The sequence below is a fragment of the Paenibacillus oleatilyticus genome (assembly GCF_018998565.1).
Taxonomy (GTDB): domain Bacteria; phylum Bacillota; class Bacilli; order Paenibacillales; family NBRC-103111; genus Paenibacillus_G; species Paenibacillus_G oleatilyticus.
This window is the reverse complement of the sequence record NZ_JAHNZO010000002.1, coordinates 269,465-293,720: the sequence shown is the minus strand read 5'-3', so window position 1 is coordinate 293,720 and position 24,256 is coordinate 269,465. Positions and strand designations below refer to the sequence as shown.

At 54.8% G+C, this 24,256-nt stretch carries 17 protein-coding genes; 1 reads left to right on the top strand and 16 read right to left on the bottom strand.

What is annotated here, in order from left to right; all coding sequences use genetic code 11:
* Nucleotides 1-5 precede the first annotated feature (5 nt).
* The 4 genes from KQX66_RS04535 to KQX66_RS04520 form a co-directional block, all read right to left on the bottom strand.
* Nucleotides 6-899, bottom strand: coding sequence for a carbohydrate ABC transporter permease (locus KQX66_RS04535; protein ID WP_216790273.1), 894 nt, complete (start codon nt 897-899; stop codon nt 6-8).
* On the bottom strand, nt 893-1,789 hold the full coding sequence (locus KQX66_RS04530; RefSeq protein WP_216790270.1) for an ABC transporter permease: 897 nt from the start codon (nt 1,787-1,789) through the stop codon (nt 893-895). The genes KQX66_RS04535 and KQX66_RS04530 overlap by 7 nt, the downstream gene beginning before the upstream one ends.
* 13 nt (nt 1,790-1,802) lie before the next feature.
* Nucleotides 1,803-3,416, bottom strand: a complete 1,614-nt coding sequence (locus tag KQX66_RS04525) for an extracellular solute-binding protein (RefSeq protein WP_216790268.1) — start codon at nt 3,414-3,416, stop codon at nt 1,803-1,805.
* Nucleotides 3,417-3,567: 151 nt separating this feature from the next.
* Nucleotides 3,568-4,659 (bottom strand): LacI family DNA-binding transcriptional regulator, encoded by a 1,092-nt coding sequence (locus KQX66_RS04520; RefSeq protein WP_216790266.1) that lies wholly within the window; start codon nt 4,657-4,659, stop codon nt 3,568-3,570.
* A 193-nt stretch (nt 4,660-4,852) separates the two neighbouring features.
* Between KQX66_RS04520 and KQX66_RS04515 the strand changes: the two genes are divergently transcribed.
* Complete coding sequence (locus KQX66_RS04515) at nt 4,853-5,797, top strand: phosphotransferase (protein ID WP_216790264.1); 945 nt, start codon at nt 4,853-4,855, stop codon at nt 5,795-5,797.
* Between the two features lie 91 nt (nt 5,798-5,888).
* Here the strand turns inward: KQX66_RS04515 and KQX66_RS04510 are convergent, their stop codons facing one another.
* The 12 genes from KQX66_RS04510 to KQX66_RS04455 all read right to left on the bottom strand — a co-directional run bounded on the left by KQX66_RS04510 (nt 5,889) and on the right by KQX66_RS04455 (nt 24,253).
* Nucleotides 5,889-6,443, bottom strand: coding sequence for a GNAT family N-acetyltransferase (locus KQX66_RS04510; RefSeq protein ID WP_216790262.1), 555 nt, complete (start codon nt 6,441-6,443; stop codon nt 5,889-5,891).
* Nucleotides 6,444-6,814: 371 nt separating this feature from the next.
* A complete protein-coding gene (locus KQX66_RS04505) occupies nt 6,815-7,675 on the bottom strand; it encodes an NmrA family NAD(P)-binding protein (protein ID WP_216790260.1) in 861 nt (286 codons plus the stop codon).
* Nucleotides 7,676-7,728: 53 nt separating this feature from the next.
* On the bottom strand, nt 7,729-8,175 hold the full coding sequence (locus KQX66_RS04500) for a nuclear transport factor 2 family protein (RefSeq protein ID WP_216790257.1): 447 nt from the start codon (nt 8,173-8,175) through the stop codon (nt 7,729-7,731).
* Nucleotides 8,176-8,588: 413 nt separating this feature from the next.
* Entirely contained in the window at nt 8,589-9,311 is a 723-nt protein-coding gene (locus KQX66_RS04495) for a class I SAM-dependent methyltransferase (RefSeq protein ID WP_216790255.1), read from the bottom strand.
* Between the two features lie 56 nt (nt 9,312-9,367).
* On the bottom strand, nt 9,368-10,777 hold the full coding sequence (locus KQX66_RS04490; RefSeq protein WP_253956937.1) for an MATE family efflux transporter: 1,410 nt from the start codon (nt 10,775-10,777) through the stop codon (nt 9,368-9,370).
* Nucleotides 10,778-10,829: 52 nt separating this feature from the next.
* Complete coding sequence (locus KQX66_RS04485) at nt 10,830-11,597, bottom strand: acyl-CoA dehydratase activase (RefSeq protein ID WP_054977191.1); 768 nt, start codon at nt 11,595-11,597, stop codon at nt 10,830-10,832.
* 36 nt (nt 11,598-11,633) lie between these two features.
* Nucleotides 11,634-12,863: a 2-hydroxyacyl-CoA dehydratase family protein gene (locus tag KQX66_RS04480; protein ID WP_216790250.1), complete on the bottom strand. Its 1,230-nt coding sequence runs from the start codon at nt 12,861-12,863 to the stop codon at nt 11,634-11,636.
* Between the two features lie 15 nt (nt 12,864-12,878).
* Nucleotides 12,879-13,991 carry a 2-hydroxyacyl-CoA dehydratase subunit D gene (locus KQX66_RS04475; RefSeq protein WP_216790248.1) on the bottom strand — a complete coding sequence of 371 codons (1,113 nt, stop codon included), beginning with the start codon at nt 13,989-13,991 and terminating at the stop codon, nt 12,879-12,881.
* 13 nt (nt 13,992-14,004) lie between these two features.
* Nucleotides 14,005-14,901 carry a thioesterase domain-containing protein gene (locus KQX66_RS04470; RefSeq protein WP_216790246.1) on the bottom strand — a complete coding sequence of 299 codons (897 nt, stop codon included), beginning with the start codon at nt 14,899-14,901 and terminating at the stop codon, nt 14,005-14,007.
* Nucleotides 14,902-14,990: 89 nt separating this feature from the next.
* Nucleotides 14,991-19,817 carry a non-ribosomal peptide synthetase gene (locus tag KQX66_RS04465; RefSeq protein ID WP_216790244.1) on the bottom strand — a complete coding sequence of 1,609 codons (4,827 nt, stop codon included), beginning with the start codon at nt 19,815-19,817 and terminating at the stop codon, nt 14,991-14,993.
* 29 nt (nt 19,818-19,846) lie between these two features.
* A complete protein-coding gene (locus KQX66_RS04460) occupies nt 19,847-23,065 on the bottom strand; it encodes a non-ribosomal peptide synthetase (protein ID WP_216790242.1) in 3,219 nt (1,072 codons plus the stop codon).
* Between the two features lie 27 nt (nt 23,066-23,092).
* On the bottom strand, nt 23,093-24,253 hold the full coding sequence (locus tag KQX66_RS04455; RefSeq protein ID WP_216790239.1) for an acyl-CoA dehydrogenase family protein: 1,161 nt from the start codon (nt 24,251-24,253) through the stop codon (nt 23,093-23,095).
* Nucleotides 24,254-24,256: the final 3 nt, after the last annotated feature.

Sequence of the window (24,256 nt, the reverse complement as noted above, 5' to 3'; positions counted from 1 at the left end):
CCTTTCTAACCTTTAACCGAACCGATCATCGCGCCTTTGACGAAATATTTTTGCACGAACGGGTATACGATCAAGATCGGCAGCGTGGCGGCCACGATATTCGCCATTTTGATCGTCGATTCGCTAATCTCCTGCTGATAGGCGATGCTGATGCCCTGGCTTTGCATTGCCGTCGACGTATTGGTCAGCAGGTCTCGCAATACCGCTTGCAGCGCCCATTTGTCCTTCGAAGAAATATACAAGATCGTGGAAAAAAAGTCGTTCCAATACATGACGGCCATAAACAGCGCGATTGTGGCCAGCACCGCTTTCGACAGCGGAAGCACGATCCGGAAAAAAATGACCAGATCGTTCGCCCCGTCGATGTAAGCCGACTCCTCCACCTCCGCCGGAATTCCGGCAAAAAAGCTGCGCATGATGAAAATGTTCCACGCCCCGATCGCCGACGGGAGAATAAGCGCCAAATACGAGTTCAGCAGGCCCAGTTCCTTGACCAGCAAATACCCTGGGATCATGCCGCCGTGGAACAGCATCGTAAACAAAATCATCAGCGTAAACAGCTTTCGGCCCCGCAAGCGCGATTTCGAGATCGCGTACGCCGTCGCCGCCGTAATGAACGTGGCGAGCAAGGTGCCCGTCAGCGTAACGATGAGCGAAACCTTGAAGCCGGACAGCACGGCCGCATTGCCGAGCACCGTTTCGTATGCGGCGAGCGAGAAGCCTTTGGGCAGGAGGAACAAGCCGCCGCTTCCCGCCAGCTTCGCATCGCTTAACGAATACATGATCACGTACCAGTACGGGTAAAGCATGACAACGACGAGCGCCAGCATGAACAGCGTGTTGGCCGCCTGAAACAGCCGGCTTCCGGCGGACGGCTTTCTTTTCAGCTTCCTCACCATAAGCCCTCCTCGCCGAACTTTTTCGCCAGTTGATTCGAAGCTGCGACCAGGATCAGCGCAATGACCGACTTAAACACGCCGGCCGCCGCCCCCAAGCTATAGCTTGCATCGACGATCCCTTTGCGATATACGTACGTGTCGATAATATCGGCCACGTCCATGACCAGCGGATTGTACAAGAGCAGCGTCTGTAGGAATCCGGCGTCCAAAATATTGCCGAGACTGAGAATGAACAGGATAACGATCACGTGGCGGATCGACGGAAGCGTAATGTTCCACATTTGCCTGAACCGGCCTGCCCCGTCCACAATGGCGGCTTCGTACAGCTGCGGGTTGATGCCCGAAATGGCGGCCAAATAAATGATCGTCCCCCAGCCGACCTCCTTGTAAATATCGGTAGCGACCAGAATGGAGCGGAAATACGATTTTTCGATCAGGAAGTCGATCGGCTCTCCACCAAACCACCCCATCACCTGATTGACCAGGCCGTCCACCGGATTCAAAAAGATGATGATGATCCCGGAAAAAATAACCCACGAAATAAAGTGAGGCAAATAAACGACGGTTTGCACGAACCGCTGAAACATGAGCTGCTTGACCTCGTTTAACAAAAGGGCCAGCACGATCGGTGCCGGGAAGCCCCAGACCAGCTTCAGTGTGCTGATGATCAGCGTGTTCTTGAACACGTTCGTGAAGTCAAGCATCGTGAACAGCTTTTCGAACTGGTACAACCCGACCCAGTCACTGCCTCCGACGCCCTGCAATATGTTGTATTCCTGAAAAGCGATGACCAGGCCATACATCGGGATATATTTGAACACGACGATGAACAGCATACCGGGCAGCAGCAGCAAATATAAGTACTTGTCCCTGACCAGATCTTTTAGCAAGAGGTTTTCCCCCTTATTTGTAAGGCTTGATTTCTTTGTCGTACCACGTTAAAAATTCCGCATATTCCTGCTTTTGCGCTTTGTACAGGGCGTTCGCCTCTTCCTCTACCTTTTTGCCGCCCATCGCATAATATTTGTCGACAAACTTGTCGAATTCGTCGATGCTTTTCTTGCCGGAAATGATGCCGTAGAATACTTCGTCCCGCACTTTCTCGATATCCTTGATGTATTCCTTGAAGGCCGGGCGATCGTTCGTTTTGAACCGGACCACCAGCTCCCGCAGCGGCTTGGATGTCGTCTCGCCCTTCTTGAACAGGTCGATCACCTGCGGAATGTTGGAAATGTTCGCTTCGTCCTTCCGGCTCAAGTACCAGGTGTAGTTGCCGATACCGAGCTTGTTCTGTTCGTCCGGCGTCAGGAGCGATTGGAACTGGCCGTTCTCCATCTTGTAATGCTCGCCTTCCTTGCCGAAGCTGACCAGCTTGAACGTTTCGGGAGATGCGATCCGGTTCAGCGCTTGAACCGCGCCAGCGGGATCTTTGGCCTTGCTGGTCACGCCGATGAAGCACCAGCCACCGACCGCTTCGGGATAATCCGAGCTGAAGCCGTCCGGGCCTTTGATCGGCGGAATCGCGAGCAGCTCGCCCGAAGGGTTGTTTGCCTTGAACGATTTGTACAGCGTGCTGGACGGGTTGAAATAAGCGATCCAGCGGTAGAAGGAGCCGACTTTGCCGCTTGCGGCGATTTCCTCGAATTTGTTGGCGTCCGTATTGCTGATCGTCCGCGGATCGATAAGCCCTTCCTTATACATGCTCTGCAAAACCTTCAAAGCCTCTTTCGTCTGCGGAAGCACCGCGCCGTATTTGACCGTTCCGTCAGGCTGCACCATGAATTCGTTCGGAATCGACTTGTAGGCGAAGAAAATCGGCGCGAACGTGCGGTATTCCGCCGAGCCTGCGATTCCCGGGCCGGACAAGCCGTACGTGTCGTCCTTGCCGTTGCCGTCGGGGTCTTTCTTGGTAAACGCTCTCAAAACTTCGATGTATTCGTCCACCGTCGTCGGCACCTTCAGCCCGAGCTTATCGAGCCAGTCCTTGCGGATGATCGTCGTCATGGAGGTCGCTTCCGCTACGTCTCCCGGCAGGCGGTACATCTTCCCTTTTTCATAGGAGTAGAACATCGTTTCCGGAGAATAGTAATTCAAAATCGTCTTGCCATTCTTCTGGAGGTAAGGAACGAGGTCAACGAGCGCGCCGGATTTTACCCAGTTCGTGTATTCCTTGTCCATGCCGTACCACCACTGAATGTCGGGCATGGTGCTTTTGTCGCTCATGTTCAAATTGATTTTCGTCTGCGCATCTTCCCATCCCGGCAGGAAAACGCTCTCAAGCGCAACCGGTTTACCGAGCGCCTTCGTCAGATCTTCTTCCAGCGCTTTTTCCGTCCAGGAATTCGGCGTTTTCGCCCCGCCCATCAAAGCCATCGAAAGATTAAGCGACGCGTCTGACGGCTTGGACTGTCCGGCGCCGTCGGCGGAGCCAGCCGCCCCGTTATTCCCGCCGTTCTGGCAGGCAACGAGGCTCGCGGTAAGGAATGCTACAGGAACAAAAGCTTTTAACTTTTTCAAACGGATGACCTCCTGTAAGAAGAGAATGTAAACCCTTACAATTCTACTAGGTTCATCATAAACAAAAAACGCAACATTGTAAACAATAATTTCACATTATCATTTACATCATTGCGTTTTGTAATGTTACAGTGTGCAAAATCACATGAATTTAGAGGGAAGCGCTCGGAGCTGCCGTGACCGGCAAGGATGCCGGTACCGTTGAGGTTGAATCGTTGTAAATCACTTTCGTGCCCAGACGGACCAATTCGTAAGGCCGCGCAGGGTTGTTCATGCGCCACAGCAGCTCTTCGGCCGCGCGGCGGCCCCAATCCTTCTCATCATAGTGCACGGTGGTCAGCGCAGGTGTGACGAAATCGGCATGCTCGGAATGATCGAACCCGGTCACGGCAATTTGCTCCGGCACCTGAAAGCCCTTGTTTCGCAAATATTGAATGACGCGGATGGCGATCGTATCGTTCGCGCAGACGAAAGCTGTCGGAAATGCTTCGAGACATTTGAATGCGTTTTCGATATCGTCGTAATGATGATACTGCGACGGATTGGGCCCGGTGGCGCAGTAGTCCGGTTCCAGAGTTAAACCCGCGTCAAGCAGCGCCCGTTTAAAGCCGAGCCACCGTTCCATAAACGACCGGCAGCTGGTGATATCGCCTACGAATCCCAGATGGCGGTGCCCCCGCCCGATCAGATGCGTCGTCATATCGTATACGCTGTCTTCGTTTTCCACCAGCAGGATATCGGCATACAGCGCGGAGAACGAAACGTCCGGACGGGCATCGAGAAATACTTTAGGCAAATCGACGGAGGCCAGCAGATCGGTATATTCCTTGCTGAGATAGCCGCTCACGATCAAGCCGTTGACCGACCGGTTCACAACGCACGAAGGAAGCGAAAGCTTAACAAGCTCGTCCGGTTTGATGAAATCGAACAACAGCTCGTAGCCGTTCTTGGCCGTGATCTCCTCGATCCCTTTGATGACGCCCATCCAGAAGCCGTTATTGGCAGGGGTAAATATGTTCGTGATGAAAGCGATGCCGCCTCTGGCCGTCGTGCTTGCCGCCTCCGTCTCCTCCGCTGCTGTCGCATCTGCGGATTTGTAGCCGAGACTGGCGGCCGCTTCGTGCACCTTCTGCTTTGTATGCTCGGAAACGCTTGCATGATTGTTGAGCGCCTTGGACACGGTATTGCGCGATATGCCGAGGAGCTTGGATATATCGTGGGTAGTCACTTTTTGTTTTTTCATCGGATCTCTCTTTCTTCCCTGTAGTACGAACCAATTTTTAGTTTATTATTTTAAAATTGTATGGTTTCCCTTCATTTTTGTCAACTTGTTTTGTCAACTTAATGCATCATTTTGTAAAGTTCCTGTATTAGATTTGGACCCTATGCCGTGTCATGATTTATAATAAGGATACAAATTTTTGCAGGAGGAGCTTATGGACAAGATCCCAAGCCTTTTGAAAGAACACTACGATCTGGATGCTGCTAACATTTTACCACAACGAGGCGGCTGGGCGGCACTTGCCTTTAAAGTATACTGCGGCAACCAGGCCTTCTTCTTGAAGGTTTACGAAAAAAGCCGGGCGTCGACTCCGAAATGGACGGCACTCATTGATCAATATGTACCCATCACAGTATGGCTTATGCAGCATAGTGGCTTGAAAGGCAAGCTTCCCGTACCTGTGCTGACCAACTTCGGCGCTTACAAATGTGAAGATGACGAAGGGATTTATTTGCTGTACGAATATATCGAGGGAGAAACGGTCGGTGAGAAAGCCTTAACCGCGGGGCAGATTGCCGAGCTCTCGAACATGATTGCGGAGCTTCATTTATACGGTGAAGAAATTCCGGTGGAAACGAAGGCGATTAAGGAAGACTTTACCGTACCGTTCCTGCCGCAGTTGAGGAACACGTTGGATCAAGAGGTTCATAAGCTTCCTTCTGACATAAGGGAATTGATCATCCCTCACCTGAAACAAATGAACGAACTGACGGATAGTGTTGAGAAGCTGTCAGCGGAGTTGAAGAACCGAAATTTAAGAATGGCCTTGTGCCATACCGATCTTCACCCTTGGAATCTGATGCAGACCGACCGGCAGCTGATGCTGATTGACTGGGAAGGGCTGAAATTGGCGCCTGTCGAAGCCGATCTCATGTTTCTAGTTGACGAGCCCTATTATGATGATTTTGTACATATCTATCGGCAGGTGCATAACGATTTTGCCATCAACCCCGATGTGCTGCAATTTTATCGGTACAGACGCAAATTGGAGGATATTTGGGAGTTTATGGAGCAGCTCTTATTTGATCAGCAAGAGGCACAGGAACGAGCGGCGACACTCAACCATTTGAGCAAAGAATTGAATGAAATAAGAGGATAAAAACCTGCAAGGGGGAGCGTGCTTGCTCGGCGCAAGCCTTCCCCTCCTCCCTTGCGTTCGTTATCCTCTTCAAAACCCGGCGCTAACCGCCTTATTCAAACATCAGATACCAGTAGATCGCGATTTCATCGCTTTGTTGATCGATGCCTTTGTAGACATAAGTGTCGAACCCGCCGATGACGAAACCGCAGCTTTCGTAGAACTTGCATGCGCGGACGTTGTTGCTTTGCGTCTCCAGCATGATGCCCGGCATGCCGCCGTCCTTCGCCCAACGCTTGGCCTGCTCGATTAGTTTGCGGCCGATGCCGCAGCCTCTGTAACGGGCGTCAACTTTGATGTCTTCGATATAGGCATATTTGTTCCAGTTTCGTTTCAAAATCATGTGCCCCGCGACTTCATTGTCCGCCAACGCCAAATAGACGATTTGATCCGGGTTGCCGATGTAGTCCGAATAATCCGCTTCCGTGTCTTCTTCCAACGGTTCGTCGGCGTAGCTTTTCTTATAAGCGGGTATCTCTTTCACTGTATATCCGATTCGCTGTCCCGTTAATGACAGGACAAGGATAGAATCCACGATAAAGCTTCCGTCGAGATCCATCCATCGCTCTCCGTCCCCAACCGTCAGTTCTCTGATCAAAATATCCATATTCGTCCTCCCAAGCTATAGTTTTATAAGATGGCGAATAGGATGGGGGGGGGGGACCTCGGACTTAACGGAATACATATTTCTCTGTCATTGAAATGTCCTCCCGGTAAGGTTTTAGCCTGTTGAGAAAATCGCTTCGCGTATAAAACTCTCTGCATACGCCGGTGGGGTATATCCCTCCAGCCGCTCTTGAAACCCGTGAATTTGATTAGAATGTGCGGTATTTTCACGGGTTTCAAAGGCGGACGTAAACTCTTACGGGATATACCCCACCTCTATTCCTGAGATTTTTCTAAAACTTTGCTTGTATTAAACATTATACAACCATTGATCTCGTGCAGACAATGTCCAGTCCTTCGGGACGCTTTAGGTTAGGTAGTCTTCCAAAATGCAGCGTTGGATCGGACAAAATCCTCGAACGATCTTGGCGGACGCCCGGTCAGGCGCTCTACAACATCGGTAACGAGATCCTCCGTTCCGTCCTCCTTAATCGCTTGATCCAAGCCCGCCAGGAAGAAGGCATACTCTTCAGGCATTCCGGCTTGGATGAATCCGGCGGCGAGTTGTTCAGTATCCGTATGCACATGCCGAATCGTCAAACCTGCGGCTGACCCGATCATCTCCCCCGCCTCCGCATAGGTTAGAGACTGCGGGCCGGTGATGATATGATCGGTATTATGCGGTCGCTCGTCAATCAATGCCCGCACCCCTACCTCCGCAATATCGTCGGCATCGACGAATCCGACCCGGCCGTTGCCCGTGGCAGTGACGATGATTCCGTCACGTTTGATGGTTACCCCGTGTTGGCCCTCCGTGAAATTTTGCATGAAGTACGACGGGCGAAGCACCGCCCACTCCGGCACCATCCGGCGCAGCTCCCGGTGCACCTTGCCGAACACAGGCCCGTCTTCCGGCACGGAAGCGCTGCTTAATAAGACGATCCGCCGCACGCCCGATTTTACCGCTTTATCCAAAAAAGGAAGCATGATGTTGAACGGTTCCATCACGGCGACAGGTCCGACCAAATAAATGTTGTCTACGCCCTGTAAAGCCGAATCAAAGGTGCTCTCGTCGAACCAGTCGAAGTACGCATGCTCGATGGCGCTGCCGAAAATGGATTTACCGCGGCCGGCTGTACGCACGCCATGCCCAAGCTCCGTTAGCCGCTTGGCGATTCGGCTTCCCGTTTTGCCGCTTCCGCCTGTAATGAGTATTTTTTTGCCGTCTGCCATACGACGATCAGCTCCTTATCGTTAGAAAAATTTATGTACCGGTAAGCTTGCATCTACTGTCCGCTCTCGTCGCCAAACGCTTTAAGAACAACCAGCGGATTCCAATAGTCCTTGTAATGCACGATTTTGCCGTCTTTTATTTCAATCACGGAGATGTAATTCTGGAGGTAAGGCTTGCCGGTCTTGACGGCCCGACCTGCCTTGATGCCAAATTCCGCAATGAACACATTCGGGTCCATAGTCTGATGAATGGCAGGCTCCGTAAAGAGATCAATTTCTATGATCCCGAACAGCTCCTTTACATGTTGGTAAAGCGCAGCCTTCCCTTCGAGACTCCGGGCATAACCGTCGGGGGCGTAAGGAAATTCAAACACGACGTTCTCGTCGAACAGCTCAATCCAGCGGTCCATGTCTTTTTCGACCAAAGATTTCATAAACGTCTCCATAATCGTTCTTGCCTCTGCAAGCTTCGTTTCATAGTCTGTCGTCCGATTTGTCATCGTAATCACCTCTAAAAGATTTTTTCAGACCAATCGGTCTGGATTAATCAAAAAAATATTTTCCCGATCGTCGAGAAATATGCCAGAAACATTTTTCAGACCATTCAGTCTTGAATGGGCAAGATTTACACCTCCTTCCCTCTCTGAAGAGAGCTTATCATTTCCAGACTGTTTGGTCAATAATTTTGTTCCATTTGTTTTAACTCGAGCAAGTATAGAAAGAGCAAACATAATATTTGTTATGTAAACTATCTAAGGGCGCATGCCTCCCTCGCTCATGGTAAGCTTATCGGGAGATCGGCCGCATGAAGAAAAAAAATCGGGAATATCCCGACCGGCCGAGCCGCCTTTTCCCCGTGAAGAGTGCATTCGAATCGGCCGCTTCGGGACATTCCCCGCCTTGCAATAAGCACTTATTTCTTCCCCAGTATGTACATGACCCATGGCGAAATGCGGGTTTCGTTAATCCAAGGGTAAGGCTCATCCTCCCGACCGAGCGGCTGATGCATTTCTACCACGTGAAGCCCCGTCTGCTCGAAAATGTCCCGGTAAGCGTCGTCCGACCACATGACGTCCTCTACCGGCCTTTGGTCGTGCGTATCCTTCATGATGATTTTGACTTTGTCCCCGCTTCGGGCATGCCGATTTTCCGGAAAAGCCTTCGTCGTGAAGGAGGCCCATTCGTGGACATATATTTCGGGAGAGGAAACGACTATCACGATTTTCCCGCCCTCCTTCAGCGCAGCGGCGAGCTGTCTGAAATTTTGCAGCTTCTTCTCCAAGGTCGGGATGTTATCGAAGGTGAACATCGACAGTACCAGATCGAAGGTCGCCCCGTCCAGCAGACGCAGATCCCCTTCCGGAATCAGCCGGTAATCGCCGGCCGCGTCCATTTCTCTCGCTTTGCCGAGCATGCCGGCCGAAATGTCGATGCCGATCACGTCAAAGCCGCGATCCCGCAAAAAACGGGTCGACCGCCCCGCTCCGCATCCGAAATCCAGTGCGCTCGTTCCGGTAATATGCTTCCCCAGCATCTCCGGCAAATCCCGGTAGGCCAAATAATACGTTCCCGGAAACTCCAAGGTGGCATAGGCTTCCGCCCGTTCAGCGTCCTCGTATACATTTGAAAACTCCATGTGCTCCTGCACCTCTCCCAAGAATAATATATAAATGGACGATGGACCGCCTGCGTTCAGATGACTGCAATCCGTTTCCATTTCCCGCCCAGAAAGCGGACGGACACCATAAGCAGCATCACCATGGAATAAACGACCAAGGCGATCCATATCCAAATTAACGAAAGCCCCCAGACGACGCTGAACAGGTACGGAATCACGATATAAAACAGGATGGGAACGACGATATAGATGACCATCATGAACATCGTGTCGCCTACCGCGCGCAGCACATTGCCGATGATAATCTGCATCGTATCGAACACGATCCACAGCGAAGTGAGCCGGACGAGCGGCACGGTAACCGCCATCAGCTTCAGGAACGTCTCCTGATCCTTCCCGCCGCCGAAGATCGAGATTAAAGCCTGCGGGAACAAATTGAAAATAAAGATGATCAGCACGTTGAACACAAGCCCGATCCCCAGCCCCAGTTTTGCGGCTCTTCGGACATTGTCGAGGCGTCCGGCCCCCTTCTCTTGACCGGCAATAATGGCGATAGCGGCGCCTAACCCCCAGATGGGGAAGATCGATACCCCTTCGATGGTGAACGCGATGTTGGAAGCGGACAAGGGAAACTCCCCGGTCTTGCCGATGATCAGCAGCAGCAGGCTGAAATACCCGGTGCCGAGAAACGCTTGAATGCCTGCGGGAAATCCGAAATGAAGCAGCTTGCGAAGCAAGGCGCCGTCCCATTTCATCTGCGCCGAAATCTCATACTTCGCTTGAACGCCCCGTCTGGCCAACAAGATCATGTACACGATTACGGCGAGCACGGAGCTGCCGATGATCGCCAGTCCCGAGCCCCAAATCCCCCCAAGCTCCGGGAAACCGAGCTTTCCGAAGATCAGCAGCCAATCAAACAGCACATTGAATATGTTGGACAGAATCCCGACCATCATGATGACCGTCGTGCTGGCCACGCCTCGGAATAGGCCGGAAAACGCGGTAATAAATAGCTGGACGCAGCTGGAAACCATGATCAGGTAAAAAAATTGCTTCTCGTAAGCCAACAGCTCTCCCGTATGCCCCATCCAATCGAAAATATTGACGGCAAGGGGAGACACCAGAAGCAGCACCACCGAAAAAAAGATGCTGAGATAGACGCTCTGCCACATCGATGAGGCGCATTTCGGGTATTTGCCGGCCCCGTAATATTGGGCGATTAGCGTGGAGCCGAAGCCGACGATGCCGATGAATATGCTGGAGAGCGCCGTCCCTACGTTACCGGCCGGCACGACGGCCGCGAATTGTCCCAGATCGTACATCGAGACAAAGGCCCGGTCGACAAATACCATCAAATTGAGCGAAAACATCGATAAAATGACGGGCAGCGTAATTTTCAATATCGTTTTGATCGATATGGACTGCTCCCGGCTTGCCGGCCCGATGACAACCGCATCGTGCGCTTTTTCCGTCTCCGGTGACATGGACACAAGCGACTCCCCTTTTCATGGTTTCCCGATTTACAACGCCCGCCGGTTACGCGCTCTGGCCGATATAAGCCGCCCCGATCGCCCCCGTGACTTGCGGGTAATCCGTCACTTCCACTTTCATGTTTAACAGATCCTGCAGCGCGCTAACGATGCCGATATTTTTGGCGACGCCGCCGCTCATGCCGAGCGGCTCCTTGATGCCTACCGCCTTGAGCAGCGCGATCGCCCGGGTCGCTATCGATTCGTGCACGCCCTTGATAATGCTGGGCGTCGGCGTACCGACCGCGACCAGAGACACGACTTCCGTTTCCGCAAACACCGTGCACATGCTGCTGATCCGGGCCGTCGAGGTGGCCGTTTGGTGAATCCCGCCCAGCTCTTCGAGCTTGACCCCGAGCGCCCTGGCGATAATATCGAGGAACCGGCCGCAGCCCGCCGCGCACTTGTCGTTCATCATAAAGTTGACGACGTTGCCCTTTTCCCCGATCTGAATCGCCTTGCTGTCCTGCCCGCCGATATCGAGAACCGTCCGGATGGAAGGGTTCAAGAAATGCATCCCTTTGGCGTGGCAGGTAATCTCCGATACGTGTTTATCCGCAAACGGCACGTTCTCCCGGCCGTAGCCGGTCGTAACGATGACGTCGATATCCTGTTTCGTGAGTCCGGCTTTCGCCAGCACGTTGTTGAACGTCGTTTCCGCGGATTGCCGATTATCGCCTCCGGTGTACACGACATCGTAGGCTACGACGCTGTTGTCGTTCAAAATCGCAGACTTGGTCGACAAAGAACCGATATCAATTCCTAAGGTTATCATAGGGTTACTCTCCTTTATCCCGAATTAGTGGATGATTCAGTCGCTCATAATTTCCAGAAAAGCGTCGATGCGGTTTTTCACGTGATTGAACGCGTAGTTGTTCTTGTCTACGTAATCCACGCTGATCGTCAAGTACTTCAAGCCTTGTTCACCGGACATCTCCCGAATCATCGAACTGATTCCCATCATGTTCCTGCAACCCCATATATTAGATATTACAACACCATCGATATGAAATGAAGTACAAACCTGAGAAATATTTTCTTTCAACCGTTTGGCGTTCCAGTGATACAGGATCGCCCGTTCCGCGATGCTTTTCAGCGGGTCCTCCGGGTCAAGCGACACCAGATTGGCTTCCCACAGCGGCGCCCAGTAGACGATCTCGACCTGCTGCTCGAAATAGCGGATTAATTCGTGATCGTTGTGCGGCGCTTGGCCGGCCCACAGAATCCGCTTCTTCTTTTTGTTCGGATCGGACTGCTTGCTCATTTCGAGCGCTTCTTCGTACAACGTTTTGCAGATTTGCACGTTTTCCTTCAAGCCGAAGCCGTTCATGCCGAAAATTTCGAGCAATTCTCTGGACACGCCGGGCAGCTCGTAGGTTTTGTTCAACTCGACCGTTTTGCAGTAATAGTCTCTCGCTTCATTCGAATATTGAATGACCTGCCGGAACAGCTTTTCGTCGAACGGGATATTCAGGGTGCTTTCGATATCGGCGATCAGCTTCTTCAATTGTTCCACGAGATAGGCCAGCGTGTCTTCGTTGATTTGGTTCGGCGTATTGATCGAGAGGAACGTGCAGTCGTACAGCTTGCTCGACATGTTCCCCACTTTGGCCAGGCAATCGCACGGCTGATCGTTCACCATCACCAGGTCGGGATTCGGGTAGCCGTTCGCCAGCATGACGCCCAGCGACCCGCGCAGAAACGAGCAGATGTCCCGGGAAAGACTTTTCTCCTGCGTCAAATTGATGAATGGGTCCACATTGACGGTTTGGGCCAGCAGGATCGCCATCGACTCCATATTCCAGGAAAGCATATTAAAGCCGAAGACGATTTCATTCGGAAACTGCTCGACGACATAAGCTACTTTCGTATCCTCTTTATAGGCTTGCGTCAGGCGGTAGCCGTTGAACAAAGACCTCATCCGCGCGGCTTTCAGCGCCGAGGACGGGTCGGACGGCTCGGCCCGGTACGTTTCGAGGACGGACATCATCGTTTTGTACTGCTCTTCGCGGCTTTTCGCTTCCACTTTAAATTGGCTCATCGCTCTTCTCCTTTACTAATACATCATCGTTTCGAGGAACGTGTGAATCCGGGTGCGGATGCTTTCGATATTCGTCATGCTGCACTCGCCTTCCACCAGCAGCACGGGCGTACCCTTCTCGCTGAGCTTGCTTTGGATATAAGGGTAGTCCATCGAATAAATGTCGCAAAACTTCAGCGAAAAATAGATGACCGAATCGATATCGTATTCGTCGATCAGCTTGATCAAATGGTTCAGCCGAATATCCGATTCGAACATCCGGGCGCAGGTCGCTTTGTCAAAATAGTAATCGGCGATCGCCTCGACCGGATCGCGGTGCTCGTCGACCTCCCCTTCGAAATATTTGACGCCGTTGGTAATATCCATGCATACGACCTTCGCTCCAGTCTGCTCGATGGCGTCGACAATGTTATCGTGATCGAAATAACTGCCGCAGATCAGCACTTTGTGCGGCTTCGTTTTTTTGGTTTCCCGCTGGGCTTCCATGGCGCTGAGCAGCAGGGACAGCTCTTGATTGTACTGCTGCCTCATGCCAGCCGTGCTTGATTTCATAATGTTCAGCAATTCGCTTCCCGTGAGCGACGTCACGTCCTGCTTACGCAAATCATGCATCCGCTGCAGCAATCGGCGCGTTTCGTTAAACAAGCGGATCGCTTCCCGCAATGACTCCTCCGTGATGCAGCAGCCGAAATGCTGCTCCAGCGATTCGATCATGCGACGGACCTGCATCCGGAAATAGTCCCTGGAGACCGGATTGAGAGCTTTCGGAAGCTCCAGGAAGAAGCTGTATTTCGGTTGAATCTGGTGGGTCCACGTCTCGTGCAGCCGTTTCCGCCAATCGCATTCGTCGACGAACACGATCCCGTCCGTAAATTCGTAGACGCCGTTCATGCCTTCTCCCAGGCAATTGAGCAGATAAGAACAGTAGTTGTTGCCCAGCAGCGCGCCCGCCTCCGACGTGTTGCTGGCAGTCGTCCCCATGATCCGAAAAGGAATGAAGCCCGCCGCATACAAAATTTCTTCCGGCGTATAGATCGACGTCCATCCGATCTTGGGCTTATCCACAGCTTTCAAGGCGTCCAGCCGGCTAACATTCAGTTCGACAATCCGTTCCACCATTTCTTTCATAAGCGCTCTCCTCTTAACCAGATTTCTTTGTGGCGGCGGCACCTTTCAGGATGCGGTTGAATTGCCGGGCAAAGGCCGGCGCATGCTCCGCGTCAAACAGCGTGTAATGGCTACCCTCCGCCGGAATATACACCGGATGCGCGCAATACCGTCCCCATCGCTCCATTCCCTCCAGCGGCGACTCGGTCGCCTGAAATACATGGACCGGCGAATCGATGCTCCCCCTCGGAACATAGGCTGCCCGCGCCCGGTGCAGCGTGCGGACGATATTCACCGCGCAAAATAGCTGATGCAGCGACAGTCCGCTTCCGTCCGGGAAAATGTCGGCCCATTCCTCGCGGACAAAGCGGAGAAAGGATCGCCGATCGAAGTCCGAGGGCTGAAGCGTATCCGCGACGGCGTTCCAGAACGCTTGAGCGCTCCGGCTCCGGCTCCAGCGCTTGAGCGGCTCCTCATTGCACAGAAACGGCCGGATGTAGTCCGTCTCGGAGGTGGCCGAGAACGGCTGCGCGTCTTGCGGCGGGTAATAGCCCGGAGGCGGCGCGTCCACCAAGACGCAGCAGCCGACCTCCTCCCCATCGGCTTCCAGGATGCGGGCCATCTCCGCCGCAATCGTTCCGCCGATCGACCAACCCGCGATGCAATAGGGCCCCTCGGGCTGGATATGCTTCATTTGTTCGATATAGCTAATGGCCAACTCTTCGATCGAAATATTTTGCGGTGCATACCCGACCCGTTCGTCCAGCGTAATTCCGTATACAGAGAACGTACGTTCGACAATCTCCGCCACCTTGAAGTACCCTTCGATCCGGCCCGTTCCGTCATGCACGAAAAACAAGGGGCTCGCGCCGGGCGGCTGCCCCCGCTTCAACAAAACGGCCGCTTTTTTGTAGTGGTATTGAATATTCACGGTCTTCCTCTCCTTTCCCGAAAGACTCCTCCTGCGCTCTCCCCGTATGGTAATGCCTCCTTCACACAGCCCCCAAACCGGCGGTCGGTTCAGAGCGCTGCTTGCTTCTGCAAGCTTTCCACCTTCCTGGCCCATTCGGAAATGACAGGCGCTTCCCTGATTTCCATGATCGAGGGGACGACGCCGAAAGCAGCCTCTATCTCTGCGACCAAGCGGATGAGCGCCAGCGAATTGCCGCCGCACAGGAAGAAATCGTCGCCCGGCCCGATATCCTTCGTATTCAATAGGTTCTCCACGATTCCGATCAGCTGCGCTTCTATCCGTGCAGTGGAGGCGCAGGCGGCCGAATGAGAGCATGGGTCGCGAGGCGACAGGAGACGTCCCTGATTACACGGCTCCCCTGATGAAGTCGCCGATCCCGGTTCGGAGCCGAGGATGAAGTCCGCCAGCTTCTTATCCGTTCCTTCCGCCGCCAATTGGTGCAGTATCGCCAAGTAATCTTGTACCAGCCGTTCCGCCATCTCCTTCCGGAACAAGTCCGTGTTGTATTCCAACTCCAGCCGCAAGCCCCCATCCCGTTCTATCGCGAACAACGTGAGATCGAACTTGGCGACCGGGTAATCGATCGGGTACTCGCGAACCTTGAGCTGCTTGAGCTCCGCTTCGAGCGGGTCGAAGTGCTGCAGCACAAACATCGTATCGAAGATCGGATTTCGGCCGGCATCGCGGACGTAACCGATGCGCTCCGGCAGGTCTTCGAACGGGTAATCCTGATTTTCATACGCCTCAAGCGCACGACGCTTCACTTGATCCGCAAATTCCCGGAACGTCATCTTCCCGGAAGGCTTGCTGCGCATCGCCAGCGTATTGACAAACATGCCGATGAGGCTCTGGGTATCCGCATGGTTTCTTCCGGCGATCGGCGTGCCTACCACAAGATCCTCCTGCCCGGTGCGCCGGAACAGCAGCACATTGTACGCCGCCAGCAAAATCATATACAAGGTCGCGCCCGTTTCGGCCTGGATCCGCTTCAGTCCCGCCAGCACCTCGGGAGACGCCTGGCAGGAGACATGGGTACCGGCGAACGTCTGAGTGGCCGGTCTCGGATAATCGGTCGCAAGCTGCAGCGCAGGAAGCTCGCCTGCCAGCACGTTCGCCCAATAGTCGCCCTGCTTGCGGACCTGCTCCGAAGCCAGGAAATCATGCTGCCACACGGCGTAATCTTTGTATTGAACGCGGAGCGGGTTTAGAAACTCGCCTTGGTACAGGGCGATGATCTCTCGGAACAAAATGTCGAGCGAGACACCGTCCGAAATAATGTGGTGCATATCCAGCAGCAGCAGGTGACGGTCTTCCTGCATCTGCAGCAGCAGCCCCCGGATCAAAGGCGCCCGGCTTAAGTCGAAGGGCCGGATAAAGTTCCGAATGATCCGATTCGCTTCCTCCTCCGTCTCTACAGTCAGGCATTCCAGGTCGAGCTTCCCCTCCTCGTCAATGCGCTGCACCAACTCCCCGTCGACAATATGGAAGGAGGTTCTGAACGATTCGTGCCTGCGGATCAGCTCGCGGAACACATATCCCAGCCGATCCCGGTCCAACCGCCCTTCCAGGCTAAGCACGAGCGGGATGTTGTACCCCGTTCCCCTGTGTGTCAGCATGCTGACGATATACATCCTTTTCTGGGCCGTGGAGACGGGATAGCTCTCCCGCTTCGCCGCCGGAGCGATGGAAGAGTACAGGCCGTCCGCTCTTGCGGATAATCGCTGTGCCAGCTCGCGGATCGTCGGACCGCCGAAAAATTCCGTAAGCGACAGGTCCGTATGGAATTGCTTGTTGAGCTGCGATACGATCATCGTCGCTTTCAAGGAATGCCCGCCCAGTTCAAAAAACGAATCGTCGATGCCCACTTCCGTTAGACCGAGCGTCTGCATCCACAGGGTGGCCAGCTCCCGCTCCAGTTCGGTTTCGGGCGGTCGCCGGAACTTGACTTCATACGCCGCTCCGTTCGGTTCGGGAAGCGCCTTCTTGTCGATTTTTCCCGTTTCCTTGAGCGGCATCTTGTCGATCCGGACAAAAGCGGTAGGGATCATGTACTCCGGCAGCGCCTTGGCGAGATAGGCCCGCCATTCGGAGGCCGGGATGTCCCGGTCAGCAACGAAATAGGCGCATAACGCCTTGTCCCCGGGGCGATCTTCCCTTACCGTCACGACGACTTCTTTCGTGTGCGGATGCTCTGCCAGCTTCGCCTCAATCTCCCCAAGCTCGATGCGGAAGCCCCGCAGCTTGATCTGGTTATCCATCCGGCCCATGAACTCGATATTGCCGTCGGGAAGCCAGCGGGCAAGGTCTCCCGTCCTGTACATTTTCGTTCCAGGCTCGAACGGATTATCCACGAATTTTTGCTCGGTCAGCTCGAGCTGGTTCAAGTATCCGCGGGCAACGCCGTCCCCACCGACGCACAATTCGCCGGGCACGCCGACAGGCAGCAGTTCCCCGTAGACGTCGACAATGTACGCTGTGGAATGCCGGATCGGCTTGCCGATCGGAACGTTCGTTTCATGCGGCCCGGTGATTGGAAAATAAGTGGAAAACGTCGTATTTTCCGTCGGTCCGTACATGTTCTGGATGCGAAGGCCCGGAACGGCCGCCAGCACCTTGTTGACATGCCGGACGGACAAGGCGTCGCCTCCGATCAGCAGCGCCTTCAGTGGAGCGAACAGCTCCGGCTTCATATCCGAAAGCTGGTTGAACAGCGGTGCCGTCAGCCAGAGATGGCTTATGCCATGCCTCGCAATAAAACGGCCGAGATGGTCAGCGTTGAGCAGCACATTATCGCTTGCCACATATAGCTTGATTCCGTTCAGAAGCGAGCCCCATATTTCGAACGTCGTCGCGTCAAACGCCGGGGCTCCCGTCTGCAAAATCGCGTCGCTGTCCTCTAACCGGACGTAATCGGTATTTTGGACTAGCCTCACGACGTTCCGATGCTCCACCATGACACCTTTCGGCCGTCCGGTCGAGCCGGACGTGTACATCACGTAGGCCAGGCTGCGCGCATGCGTATCGCTTTTCAAATGATCGGGGCTATGTAGGGACCGTTCTTCCTCCCCGATGTCAATGGCGATGATCTCCGCTTCCAGCTTGCTTGCATCCAGCTTCCCTTGTTGAACGAGCAGAACTTTGGCTCCGCTGTCTTGCAGCATATACTTGATCCGGTCCTCAGGATAACCGGGATCGATGGGCATATACGCGCCGCCCGCTTTCAATACCGCAAGCATCCCGATCACCATCTCAAGGGACCGTTCGGCCGCAATGCCGACGATCTGCTCCGCACCGCTTCCCTTGCTGCGGATCATGACGGCGAGCTTGTTCGCACGTTCGTTCAATTCCCGGTAGGTCAGCTCCTTGCCTTCATGCCATACGGCTATGCGTTCCGGCATCTTCCACGCCTGCGCCTCGAACAGCTCATGGATGCATGCCTCGCGCGGATACTCCGCCCCCGTGCGGTTCCAATCTGCAAGCAGCTTGTTCCGTTCTGCCGGGTCGAGCATCCGCAGCTCCTTCACCCGGGCCTCGGGGCGTTCAATCGCCGCTCGAAGCAGGTTCACATAGAAGCCGATCAGCCGCCGGACCGTCTCCTGACGGAACAAGTCCGTATTGTACTCCACCCGGATTTCCATCTCGTCATCCTCTTGATGGATATCGAACAGCAGATCGACTTGGGTCGCGTCCATATCCGGTTCGATCCAGGCTTCCTTTGCCCCGGCAAACGCCGCTTCTTCCTTGCCTGCAACGACCATGTTAAACATAACGCGGAACAACGGATTCCGGCTGCTGCTGCGCTCCGGATTCAGCCTTTGAATAAGCCGTTCAAACGGGTAATCCTGCATATCGTAGGCTTCGTCCACTTGCTCGTGCACCCGGCGGAGCAGCTCGTCGAAGGCGGTCTCCCCGTCTACTTCCATTCGGATCGCCACAGTGTTCACGAAAAAACCGACCGCTTGCTGCAGCTCCGGGCTGTAATGCCTCCCCGCAAATACCGTGCCCACGACTACATCGCGCTGGCGCGAGCATTTGTGCAGCAGCACATAGTAAGTGCATAGCAGCGCCGAAAACGGGATTACCCGCTTCTGCATGCAAAGCGTCCGTAGCCCCTGAACCACCTCACGGGGGATCGGCTGAATTTCAAGCGCCCCTGCGAAGCTGAGCCCGGGCCGGGCCGGAAAGTCCGTCGGCAGTTCAAGCGCAGGTAGCTCTCCCTGAAACTGCTTCAGCCAGTATGCTTCCTGCTCCCGGGTATGCGTCTCATCGAACGTTTCCCGCTGCCACAGCACATAGTCCGCATACCGGATGCCCGGCGCAGGCAGTTCCTCTCTATTCGATACGCCCGCATGCGCGTTATAGAACCATTTGAAGTCGTGCCAAATGCGCTGGAAGGTCGTGGCATCGGAAATGATATGATGCAGCTTCAGGATCAGCATCCCTTCCGCTTCGCCCATACGTATCCAAAGGATCTGAAACAGCGGTCCCCGGCGCAGGTCGATCGCCTTCAAGCTCGCTTCGGACAGCAGACGCCGGGCCTTCGCTTCCCGCTCCTCCTCCGGCTCCGTCGACAAGTCGACGCAGCGGTAAATGCGTTCCATCGTTTCGTCAAACGATTGAACGGGCGTACCGCCGGCATAGCTTACTTTCGTCCGCAGCGCGGGGTGCCGCTCGGTCAAATCGCCGGCCGCCCACAATAAGGCGTCCGAATCGACGGAACCTGTCAGCCGTTTGCAGGAAATCAAATTCCAGACGGCGCTATCCGGCAGCAGCTCGGACAAGTACAGCACCCGTTCCTGCTGGAACGAAAGCGGATAATGCGGTCTTGCCCGTTGGCGGGGGATGTCCGGATATTTTCGTAGGCGTTTGCCCATAGCAACCAACCTTTCGCGCTTCCCTGTCGCTAAGCTTGCGGTACGGCCTTGGGAAGCATAGGCTCGATGATTTTGGCAATGTCCTTAATCACCGGCAAATCGATAAAATCCATCAAGGTCAAGCTAATCTGGAACGCGCTCTCGATTTCGGTAACGAACCGGATCGTCAACAAGGAATTGCCGCCCAGCCGGAAGAAATTGTCGTTCACGCCGATGCCTTGCATGTTCAGGATGTTTTCCGTAATTTCGATCAGCTTTCTCTCGATTTCCGTCACAGGTGCTTCTTCCGCCGGTTGAGGCGATAAGGCGGCTTCCGGCGACGGCAGCGCTTTGCGGTCCACTTTACCGCTCGTGCTTAAAGGCAGTTTTTCCAGTCTCATGTAGCGGGCCGGAACCATATAGGCAGGCAGCCAACGACCGAGATGCCCGGTCCACTCCTCATCCGGCTTCTCCTCATCGGTCACGACATAAGCGACGAGACTTTCGAGGCCGGACGAATCTTCTTTCACCGCAACGGCAGCGCCCCGTACCGACGGATGCTGCAGCAGCGTCTTCTCGATTTCCTCCAGCTCGATCCGGAAGCCCCGCAGCTTGACCTGCTGGTCGATCCGCCCCCGGAAGACGATATTTCCATCCTCCTGCCAACGGGCCAAATCCCCTGTCCGGTACAGCTTCTCGCCCGGGCAGAACGGATGGTCTATGAATTTGTGCGCCGTCAGCTCCGGCTGGTTCAAATAGCCTCTCGCCAGCCCTTTCCCGGCTAGACAGAGCTCGCCGTCCACTCCGACCGGCTGCAAGTTCATATGCTCGTCGACAATGTACGCCCGCATGTTGCTTATCGGCTTCCCGATGGGCACCCGGTGCAGCTCTTCGCCGCCCGTGAAAGCGAAGCCCGTGGCATAGATCGTTGCTTCCGTCGGACCGTACAGATTGACTAACTGCACCTGCAGCCCCATGGAATAAAATTTCCGGACCGTATGAGTGCCTAATGCCTCTCCGGCGGCGAACACGTATTTCAAGCTTTGCAGAGCAGGAGCAGCATCCTTGCTCTCGGCCACACCCATAAACGATTGCAGCATGGACGGTGCAAAATTGATATGCGTCACTTGATGACGCCGGATCGTCTCGATGATTCTCGCCGGTTCCTTCTCGGCTCCCGGCTCCAGAATGACGAGCTTGCCGCCCGTAAAGAAGCAGCCGAACAATTCGCTCATGGACACGTCGAAGGTAAACGACGTTTTGAGCAGATACGCGTCTTCCTGCTCCAAAGGAAACGATCTCTGCAAATGGGCCAGCGTATTGACGAGCGAGCCGTGCTCCACCATAACCCCCTTGGGCTTTCCGGTCGAGCCCGACGTATACAGGATATACGCCAGATCGCTCGGGACGCTCACACGGCTGAGATTTGAGCTATCCCCTTCGGTCTTCTCATCGATCGCAAGCGTCGGAACAGGCTGGCCTTTCGCCGTTTCGGCCTCGCCGGACGGAACAAGCAGGACGCGGGCTCCGCTGTCCTCCAGCATGAACCGCTTGCGTTCCTCCGGGAACCCGGGATCGATGGGAAGATATGCTCCCCCGGCTTTGAGCACCGCGAGGATGCCGATCATCATGGCAAACGACCGTTCCGTCATCACCCCGACGACGCTTTCGGCGGTGACTCCGTGATCCCGCAGCGTGCGGGCTAGAAGGTTCGCCTGGGCGTTCAGCTCCCCGTAGGTCATCGTCCGCTCGCCGAAGGCCAGCGCGACGCGTTCCGGCGTTTTCTCCGCCTGCGCTTCGAACAGCTCGTGAACGCAAACATCGCGGGGATAGTCCGCCTCGGTCCGGGTCCACTCGCTCAGCAGCTTCTTGCGCTCCTGTGGGTCCAGCATATCCAGCTCTTTCACTTGCACCTCGGGATGCTCCACAAGCTTCCTCAGCAGGTTTACGTAAAGCTCCATCAAGTGCCGGACGGTTTCCCGGCGGAACAGGTCCGTATTATATTCCAACCGCATTTCCATCGCGTCATCCTGCTGATGGATGTTGAGCAGCAGGTCCACCTGGGTCGCATCCAGCACCGGCTCCTCCCAAGCCTCCTCCGCACCGGCGAACGTCGCTTTTTCCTTGGCAGAGCTGACGAGGTTGAACATGGCGCGATATAACGGATTGCGCACGCTGCGCCGCTCCGGGTTCAGCTTCTGGATCAGCCGTTCGAACGGATAATCCTGCATGTAGTACGCTTCGTCGACTTTGTCGTGCACGCGCTTCAGCAGCTCGTCAAAGGCCGCTTCCCCATCCACCTCCATCCGAATCGCCACGGTGTTGACGAAGAAGCCGGCGGCCTGGGCCAGGCTGGAGCTGTATTGCCTTCCCGAAAATACCGTCCCGACCACGACGTCCTGCTGGCGGGAGCACTTCTGCAACAGCACGTAATAAGCGCACAGCAACGCCGAGAAAGGAATCACCTTATGCCGCATGCAGAGCGACCGCAGCTTTTTCACCAGATCAGCCGGCAGCGCCCGGATTTCAAGCGCTCCCCGGAAGCTGAGCTGCGCAGGCTCCTGGAAATCCGTCGGCAGATCAAGCACCGGCAGCTCTCCTTGAAACTGCTTGAGCCAATAAGCCTCCTGCTCCTGCGTATGCGCCTCGTCGAAATTCGCCCGCTGCCAGTGCACGTAATCCGCGTAATCGACCGCGAGCGGCTTGAGCTCTTCTCCGTCGGTCACACCCATTCGCGCGTTGTAGAATGCTTTTAGATCGTGCCAAAGGAGCTGGAACGTCGTCTCGTCGGAAATAATATGGTGCAGCTTCAAAATGATGAGGCATTCGGCTGCTCCCGCGCCTCCCATCGGCACGACGATCACTTGGAACAGCGGGTCGCCACTCACATCCATCGGCTCCCGGCACACGTCCGCCAGCTTCCGCAACGCCGCTTCATCCTGCACCTCCGCCTCCTCCGACGAACCGTCGATCCGTTGGAAAATAACTTCCAGCGTTTGATCGAACGTTTGAACCGGAGCGCCGTTCTCATAGCTCACTCTCGTCCGCAGCGCCGTATGCCGCCCAATCAAGTCGCCCACCGCCTGGCGCAAGGCCTCCGGATCGATGTCCCCCGTCACGCGCTTGCAGGAAATTTTGTTCCACAGCGTGCTGCCCGGCAGCAGCTCGGAGAGGTACAGCACCCGCTCCTGCTGGAAGGAAAGCGGATAGCTCCGCTGCTCGCTTTGACGCGTGATCGCCGGGTACTTGCGTTTTGCCCGTTTCGTCATGAGATTCATCCTTTCGTCCTGGTTTCCTTAAGAGCTGCGGCTCCCTCGCTTAATGAGTTCGTCCGCAATGATCAACCGTTGAATTTCCGACGTTCCGTCTCCGATCTCCGTCAGCTTCGCATCCCGGAAAAATCGCTCGAGCGGCAGGTCTCTGGAGTAGCCGTACCCGCCGAACAGCTGGATCGCATCCTTCGTCACTTGGGTCGCGACCTCCGAGGCGAACAGCTTGGCCTCCGACGCCTCCTTCGCATATTTCTCGCCGTTGTCCTTCATCCGGGCCGCTTTTTGCAGCAGCAGATCGGCGGCATTGATGTTCATCTCCATATCGGCCAACATATTTTTCACCGACTGAAAATGGTAAAGATATTGATCAAACTGCTTTCTTTGCTTGACGTAGCTGATACAGTACTGCTTCGCTTCCTCCGCGATGCCGACGGCGATCGCCGCCATCCCCAGTCTGGCGCTGACGAGCGTCTGATGCAGGATGTCCAGACCGAAATTTTTTCGTCCGATCAGGCAGGTCTTCGGAACCTTGACGCCGTCCAGAATCAGCTCGCCCGTATCGGAGCTTCGCATCCCGAGCTTCCGCTCTTTTTTCCCGGAGGTGGACAGGCCCTGCATCCCTTTTTCCAGCAAAAATACGCTGATGCCGAGCAGCTTCTTCTCCGGCGCCGTCTTGGCGGGAACGATGAAGTAATCCGCGTAGTTGCCGTTCGTCACAAAAATTTTTGAACCGTCGAGCACATAATGATCTTCCGCCTCGACCGCCTTCGTCTGCATCGACGACATATCCGACCCGCTGCCGGGCTCCGTGAGCGCGAAGGCGCCGATTTTTTCCCCGGAGAGCATGGGCTGCAAATAGCGCGCTTTCTGCTCTTCCGTGCCGAAGGCGCTGACCGGGTTGCAGGTTAAGCTGGTGTGCGCGACGACGGTCATGGCGGTGGAGGCGCATGCCTTGGCCAGCTCCTTCACGAAGCCGGTATACGTCGCATAGTCCAGCTCCAAACCTCCGTATTCCTTCGGATACGGAATGCCCAGCAGACCGAGGCGTCCCATTTCCCGAATATTGTCCAGCGGAAATTGCTCGCGCTCATCCGTTTCGCTGGCGATGGGCCGGACCTTCCGCTTAATGAACGTTTCGGCCGTATCAAAAACCGCCTTCCGCACTTCCCCGTATTCCAGTTCCATATC